Origin of the sequence: Candidatus Nitrosarchaeum limnium BG20 (genome assembly GCF_000241145.1) — an archaeon.
Lineage (GTDB): Archaea > Thermoproteota > Nitrososphaeria > Nitrososphaerales > Nitrosopumilaceae > Nitrosarchaeum > Nitrosarchaeum limnae.
Genome location: NZ_AHJG01000246.1, coordinates 21,787 through 28,300, shown reverse-complemented (window position 1 = coordinate 28,300; position 6,514 = coordinate 21,787). Strand labels below are relative to the sequence as shown.

The following is a 6,514-nucleotide window of genomic DNA, read 5'->3' as shown; positions in this document are numbered from 1 at the left end:
CTCTTTCTTTCTAAGATCGTAATCAACACCACTTGCTCGAAGTACTGAACCAGTAGTTCCAAGTCTAATTGCATCTTGTCGTGAAAGTATACCAGTATCTTTAGTTCTTGCAATTAAAATTGGATTATCGTAAAAGATTGCGGCATACTCTTTGATACGTTTTTCAAAATAGTTAACTTGACGTAAACAAACATCTTCAAAGTTTGGTGGTAAATCATTTCTAACTCCACCAGGTACAAAATGAGCATGTGTAACTCTTGCACCAGTCATTTTTTCCATAAGATCAATTAAGAGTTCACGATCACCTGCAGGCCACATAAACATTGTAGAATGACCCAAAAATATTCCATAAATTGCAAGCCAATACATGGTGTAAATACAGCGATTAAGTTCAGATGCAATTACTCGGACATACTTTGCACGTTCAGGAACTTCAATTCCTAAAATTTCTTCAACTCCCAAAACATAAGGATACAAAACATTACATGAATCATGAATTACTGGTCTTTCTAAATGTGGAATATTTGTAATATAATTTCGATATTCTGCCATCTTCTCTTCACCACGATGAACATAGCCAGGATCAGGATCACATGCAACAATAAAGTCACCATCAATTTGTACAATAATTCTCATATGTCCAGAACCCGGATGTTGTGGTCCTACATTGAGAGTCATAATTCTCTCATCTACTTTTTGAAGTGCAAGTCCTGGTGGTAATTCGTTAGTCATATCTATCTACCTTTAATTGCAAAGTCCTTTCGTAACGGTGGTAAATCTGCCCAGTCTTCTGGCAGAAGTAATCTTCTATTATCAGGATGACCTTGAAAGTAAACGCCAAACATTTCAAAAATTTCTCTTTCATGAAATTCAACACTATAAAATATTTCTCTAAGACTTGGAAGTTTTGTTGAATCGTTTCCAGGAATTGGATTTTCTTCTCGTTGAGCACGTGTTGCCAATACAAGAATTTGTCTAGACAGTGAAGAATCAGTGTATGAACCTAGATGATAAACAACTTCAATTTCTTTATCTTGTGGGTAATCTACACCTGACACTGATTCTACATGATCAAAATTCAGTGAATCTCGTAGAAATTCAGCTACTTCTTTAATGTCGTCCTTGCCTACATTAATTCCAACTCTATCAGGTTTTACAAATGCAATTTTTGTTTTAGTTCCAAATTTCTCAACAATTTTATCGGCTAGATCTTTTTCAAATTTAGGTAATTCAATTTCTTTTGTGGGTTTAGGAGCAGGTTTAGCAGATTCAGGTTGATCATCCGATGTAGTTTCTATTTGTTCAGTTTCAGAATCAGAACTCATTATACATACTTCCTAGCTTTCATTCTCTTGATTTTTTCTTGAAGTAACATACATCCTTGAATTAGAGTTTCAGGTCTAGGCGGACAACCTGGAACATAAACATCTACAGGTAGAACACCATCAATACCAGGAAGTACATTGTATGAATCAAAATATAATCCACCTGTAATTGCACAGGCACCCATTGCAATAACATATTTTGGTTCAGGCATTTGATCATATACTAAACGAAGACGTGGTGCCATTTTTCTTGTAATGGTTCCCTGAACTACAATTAGATCACATTGTCTAAGCGAACCAAATGCCTCAATAATTCCAAATCTCTCAACATCATAACGTGGACTAGATGCTGCACCAAACTCAACACTACAACATGCTGTTTCAATATGAACAGGCCAAAGCGACCAAATTCTTCCCCAATTGATGGCATATCCTAATGGCTTATCAATTGCTTTTTCTAAAATATCACCTAATTTTCCAACAAAAACATTTGCGTTTTGTGGTGTTATCAAATCTTTAATCAATTCAATCCTCCATGTTCATAATTTTTATTTGTATAAAAAACTACCATATTGTTCGTCTCCCTGATTGATACAATGCAAAAGCCATTGCTGCAAACATGATTGCTAAGAAGCCAATTATTGGCAATGTTGCAGATTTTGGAAGTTCCAATAATGCACTTCCCCATGCATATAAGAAAATAGCCATCACATCAAAAACAACAAACATCAAAATGTAAGCATAGTACTGCATCATAAAATGAGTACGTCCTTCACCGGATGGGACTTGTCCACATTCCATTGGTAAAAATTTTACAGGGTTACTTCTTCTTCGAGGAGAAATCATTCTAGAAATTACAAGTGCTGGGGCCATTGCTACTACCGCAAATCCAAACATCAACACAACGGTACTATAATTGCCCGCTAATTCTCCGACCAATTTAGCTTTGAACCCAAGTTTTTGTATAAAAAGGTATGCACTTTTTTGAATAAAATTTTTGAAAAGCAATTAATGTAAAATATTTAATAGGATAACCTCCAAAATGCGATCATGTCAGTGAATGTTGGAGATATTGCACCTAATTTTGAACTTCCAGACATCGATCTTAAAATGAGGACTTTGAATGAATTCAAAGGAAAGAAGATTATTTTATCGTTTTTTGTAGCGGCAAGCTCTCCCATATGTGAAAATGAGATGTGTAATTTTAGAGATTCATGGAAAGAGATCTCAAATCTTGGTGCGCAAGTAGTTGCAATAAGTAATGATGGTCCATTTGCAAATAAGGCATTTGCACAAAAACACAACTTAAATTTTCCACTATTAGCTGACTACAACAGTAAAACAATTAGAGATTATGATGTTTTAATGCCACATCTACTTCACATTAAAGATTACAATGCTGCAAAACGTTCAGTATTCATTATAATGGAAGATGGAAAAATTGGATACAAATGGGTATCAGAGGATCCATTAAAAGAGCCTAATTACGAAGAAATTAAAAAATTCTTAAAATAAGTATAGGTAATTTTTATTCTATTTCGGCAACAAGATCGTTTTTAGCTACTGTTCCACCAATTTTTATTTTAATAGATTTGATAGAGCCGTTTTTGTGAGATTTTATAGCAACTTGCATTTTCATAGATTCTAAAGTACAAACAACATCTCCTTGTTTTACAGAATCACCTTCTTGTACAGCAATAGAAACAACTTTTCCAGGAATTTGACTCTTTAATGCCAGTTGGGTATCAGAAGAGCTTGCACCTCCAGAATGTTTGAAGACAATTTTATCTAGATCAGTATGCATGTTGATTGTAATTGGCACGTTATCAATAATGAGATTCATTTCATTTGTTGAATTTTCAAGATATTTTGCTCTGTGATATTTTTGATCTAACACAAATTCAATTCCTTTTGAATCCATTTTTAGAATTTTAATTTGATGTTCAGCATCATTGATTTTTATCACATATTCATTATTTCCAAGACTTTGAGTTATTTCGCCGTCAAATGTTTTTTCAATATCTTTTATTTTGTAATCCATTTATTATCAACCTAATTTATTTTTCCAATTGGAGTTATCAGGAGTAGAATTTTGCACTCTGCTCTTAAAGTATTCAGAATAAATAATTGCAGCTGCCAATGCAGCATCACTTTTTTCTATTTTTTCTTTTTTAAGATCTTCTTTTAATCTATCAATAATTTTATAACGATTCAAGAAATCGGTAGAGAGACTTCCACTTTTGTATTCATCTGTATTTAGAATTGTTTTGTAAAGAGGAATTGAAGTTTCAACACCTTGGATATAGAAATCATTTAATGCATTAAGCATTCTAGTTCTAGATTCTTCAAATGTTTGACCCCAAGTACATAATTTAGCCATTAAAGAGTCATAAAATGGAGATACAGTACATCCAGGATACAGATATGTATCACATCTAACACTTGGTCCAGAAGGAATTGTCACATCTGGAACTGGTCCTGTAGAAGGAGCAAAATCTAAGAATGTATCTTCTGCATTAATTCTACATTCAATTGCATACCCATTCATTTTTAGATCCTTTTGTTTGAATGGAAGTGGTTCACCATTAGCAATATCTAATTGAAGTTTTACAAAATCTAAACCAGAAACTAGTTCAGAAATCGGATGTTCAACTTGCAAGCGAGCATTAATCTCAATGAAATAAAACTCACCATTATCAGCTCTGAGAAATTCTGCAGTACCCAAGTTAGTATAATCAACAGCTTCTGATGCTTTTACCACCAATTCGCCTATTCTATCTCGTGTCTTTTGATCAACTACGGGTGATGGTGTTTGTTCTATGAGTTTTTGATTACGTCTTTGTATAGAACATTCTCTTTCAAAGATATGAACCGCATTACCATGTTTGTCTCGAGCCATCTGATATTCAATATGTCTAGTTTTTTGAAGAAATTTTTCAACAATAATTGCAGATTTACCAACAGCAGAGATAGACTCGCTTGTAACTGTTTCAAAACCCTCTCGTAATTCTTTATCATTATTTACTAATCTAATTCCACGACCACCTCCACCAAAAACTGATTTTAATAATACGGGGTATGAGATATCATTTGCAATTTTTAATGCTTCTTCAACATCTTTAACAAGACCGGGACTACCTGGTACTGTAGGAACTTTTGCCTTTAACATAGCAGCTTTACACTGCATCTTATCTCCACAAAGTTCCATTGATGCAGCTGACGGACCAATAAAATTTATTTTATTTTTTTCACATTTGCTGGCAAAGTCAGAATTCTCTGAAAGAAAACCATAACCAGGATGAATAGCATCAGCACCAGAAGATAAAATGGTTTCAAGAATTTTTTCTTGATTCAGATAAGATTTTGCAGGAGCAGCCTCACCAATATGATATGCTTCAGTTGCTTGTTTAACATGTAATGAATTATAATCTTCATCAGAGTACACTGCAACAGTTTTGATTCCAAGCGCTTTGCATGTTTTAATTACACGTAAAGCAATTTCTCCTCTATTTGCGATAAGAACTTTTTCAATCATATTAATCACAGATTGATATTTCCATGTTTTCTTGGAAGTTGTTTTTCTCTTTTATTGGCAAGCATTTCTAGTGCTTTTATTAACATGGGTCTTGTTTCTGCAGGATCAATCACATTATCAACAGTTCCATGAGATGCTGCAACATATGGATTTTCAAATTTTTCTGCAAATTCACTGATGAGTTGTTTTTTAAGAGATTCTGCATCTTTTGAGGAAGATAGTTCCTTTCTATACATAATTTTAACAGCAGCTTCAGCACCAAGTACAGCACATCGAGCAGTTGGCCATGCATAATTCACATCAGTTCTCAGATTTTTACTTCCCATAGCAATGTAAGCACCACCATATGCTTTTCCAATTACAAGTGTAATTCTAGGAACGGTTGCTTCACAATAAGCATATAGAAGTTTACTACCATGTCGAATGATACCGTTGTGTTCTTGATTAGAACCGGGCATGTAACCTGGAGTATCTACTAGAGTAATGATTGCAATGTTAAATGAATCACAAAATCTAATGAATCTAGCTGCCTTGTTTGATGAATCAATGTCTAACGCACCTGCAAGATGAAGTGGTTGATTAGCAACGATACCGACAACTTTACCGTTTAATCTTCCAAAGCCAACAACAACATTAGGTGCAAATAATTCATGGACTTCAAAGAATTCATGATTGTCAACAACGGAGGAAATAATTTCTTTCATATCATATGGTTGTAATGGATTATCAGGAATAATATTGATCAGATTATGATCAAGTCTGTTTGGATCATCATCAGTTTTTATTTTTGGTGGTTCTTCAGTATTATTTTGTGGAAGAAAAGAAATTAATTTTTTAATATAATCCATACATTCGTATTCGTTTTTTGCAACAAAATGTGCAACGCCACTTTTTATTCCATGTGTCATTGCTCCACCTAAATCATCAAATGAAATTTCTTCACCTAGAACAGTCTTTACTACATCAGGTCCTGTAACAAACATAGTTCCTACTTTATCAACCATAATAACAAAATCAGTCATTGCTGGAGAATAAACAGAACCACCAGCTGATGGACCGATACTTGCAGTAATTTGAGGTATTACTCCAGAAGCCAGTTGATTATGATAAAAAATATCTGCAAATCCATCAAGACTCATGATTCCTTCTTGAATTCTTGCGCCACCCGAGTCCATGATTCCAATTATAGGACAGCCAGTCTTGATTGCATGATCCATTAATTTTGTAATTTTTTTAGCACCCATCTGACTTAAGGTTCCACCAAGAACAGTAAAGTCATAAGCAAAGACAAAGATTTGTCTACCGTTTACAGTTCCATAACCACCAACAACACCATCAGTGAAGAATTTTTTCTTCTGCATATCATACTCATAGTAATGATGAGTTACAAGAGGATCAATTTCTGTAAAAGTACCAGAATCTAATAAAAGATCAATTCTCTCACGAGCAGTTAACTTACCCTTATCATGTTGATCTTTAATTTTATCTTGTCCTCCACCAAGTGATGATGTTTTATTTCTTTTAGAATATCCCTCAATTTTCTCAAAATGCATGGATAATGTAGAAAAGAAATCTTCCTATATTAATTTAGTTTAGTTTTTTTAGAATTTTTTACATACCTAATCTAAAATTCCAAAAATAGGTGTAGATCAGT

General features: G+C 33.7%; 8 protein-coding genes. 1 reads left to right on the top strand and 7 read right to left on the bottom strand.

The features are described 5' to 3' along the window. From BG20_RS08975 to BG20_RS08960, 4 genes are all read right to left on the bottom strand, one after another. Positions 1-732: NADH-quinone oxidoreductase subunit D-related protein (locus BG20_RS08975; protein WP_010194138.1), on the bottom strand; the 732-nt coding region annotated here is incomplete at its 3' end. A 2-nt stretch (positions 733-734) separates the two neighbouring features. Beyond that, a complete protein-coding gene (locus BG20_RS08970; RefSeq protein WP_010194136.1) occupies positions 735-1,325 on the bottom strand; it encodes an NADH-quinone oxidoreductase subunit C in 591 nt (196 codons plus the stop codon). Beyond that, positions 1,325-1,849, bottom strand: coding sequence for an NADH-quinone oxidoreductase subunit B (locus BG20_RS08965; protein ID WP_007402311.1), 525 nt, complete (start codon positions 1,847-1,849; stop codon positions 1,325-1,327). The genes BG20_RS08970 and BG20_RS08965 overlap by 1 nt, the downstream gene beginning before the upstream one ends. Positions 1,850-1,889: 40 nt before the next feature. After that, positions 1,890-2,222 carry an NADH-quinone oxidoreductase subunit A gene (locus BG20_RS08960; protein ID WP_007402312.1) on the bottom strand — a complete coding sequence of 111 codons (333 nt, stop codon included), beginning with the start codon at positions 2,220-2,222 and terminating at the stop codon, positions 1,890-1,892. A gap of 153 nt (positions 2,223-2,375) precedes the next feature. On the opposite strand from BG20_RS08960, the gene BG20_RS08955 reads away from it, so the two are divergent. Further along, positions 2,376-2,840 (top strand): redoxin domain-containing protein, encoded by a 465-nt coding sequence (locus BG20_RS08955; protein WP_010194132.1) that lies wholly within the window; start codon positions 2,376-2,378, stop codon positions 2,838-2,840. 13 nt (positions 2,841-2,853) lie between these two features. Here BG20_RS08955 and BG20_RS08950 read toward each other — a convergent pair whose 3' ends face one another. From BG20_RS08950 to BG20_RS08940, 3 genes are read right to left on the bottom strand one after another with little or no spacing between them, the layout of a single operon-like run. Beyond that, positions 2,854-3,366 carry an acyl-CoA carboxylase biotin carboxyl carrier protein subunit gene (locus tag BG20_RS08950; protein ID WP_007402314.1) on the bottom strand — a complete coding sequence of 171 codons (513 nt, stop codon included), beginning with the start codon at positions 3,364-3,366 and terminating at the stop codon, positions 2,854-2,856. 6 nt (positions 3,367-3,372) lie between these two features. Continuing rightward, positions 3,373-4,860: an acetyl-CoA carboxylase biotin carboxylase subunit gene (locus BG20_RS08945; RefSeq protein WP_010194130.1), complete on the bottom strand. Its 1,488-nt coding sequence runs from the start codon at positions 4,858-4,860 to the stop codon at positions 3,373-3,375. 5 nt (positions 4,861-4,865) lie between these two features. Beyond that, entirely contained in the window at positions 4,866-6,413 is a 1,548-nt protein-coding gene (locus BG20_RS08940) for an acyl-CoA carboxylase subunit beta (RefSeq protein WP_010194129.1), read from the bottom strand. Between the last annotated feature and the right edge of the window lie 101 nt (positions 6,414-6,514).

Excerpts from the sequence above, each read along its gene's own strand:
- BG20_RS08970 (WP_010194136.1), bottom strand. The coding sequence starts at position 1,325 with ATGAGTTCTGATTCTGAAACTGAACAAATAGAAACTACATCGGATGAT.
- BG20_RS08955 (WP_010194132.1), top strand. The coding sequence starts at position 2,376 with ATGTCAGTGAATGTTGGAGATATTGCACCTAATTTTGAACTTCCAGAC.
- BG20_RS08945 (WP_010194130.1), bottom strand. The coding sequence starts at position 4,860 with ATGATTGAAAAAGTTCTTATCGCAAATAGAGGAGAAATTGCTTTACGT.
- BG20_RS08960 (WP_007402312.1), bottom strand. The coding sequence starts at position 2,222 with ATGTTTGGATTTGCGGTAGTAGCAATGGCCCCAGCACTTGTAATTTCT.
- BG20_RS08950 (WP_007402314.1), bottom strand. The coding sequence starts at position 3,366 with ATGGATTACAAAATAAAAGATATTGAAAAAACATTTGACGGCGAAATA.
- BG20_RS08940 (WP_010194129.1), bottom strand. The coding sequence starts at position 6,413 with ATGCATTTTGAGAAAATTGAGGGATATTCTAAAAGAAATAAAACATCA.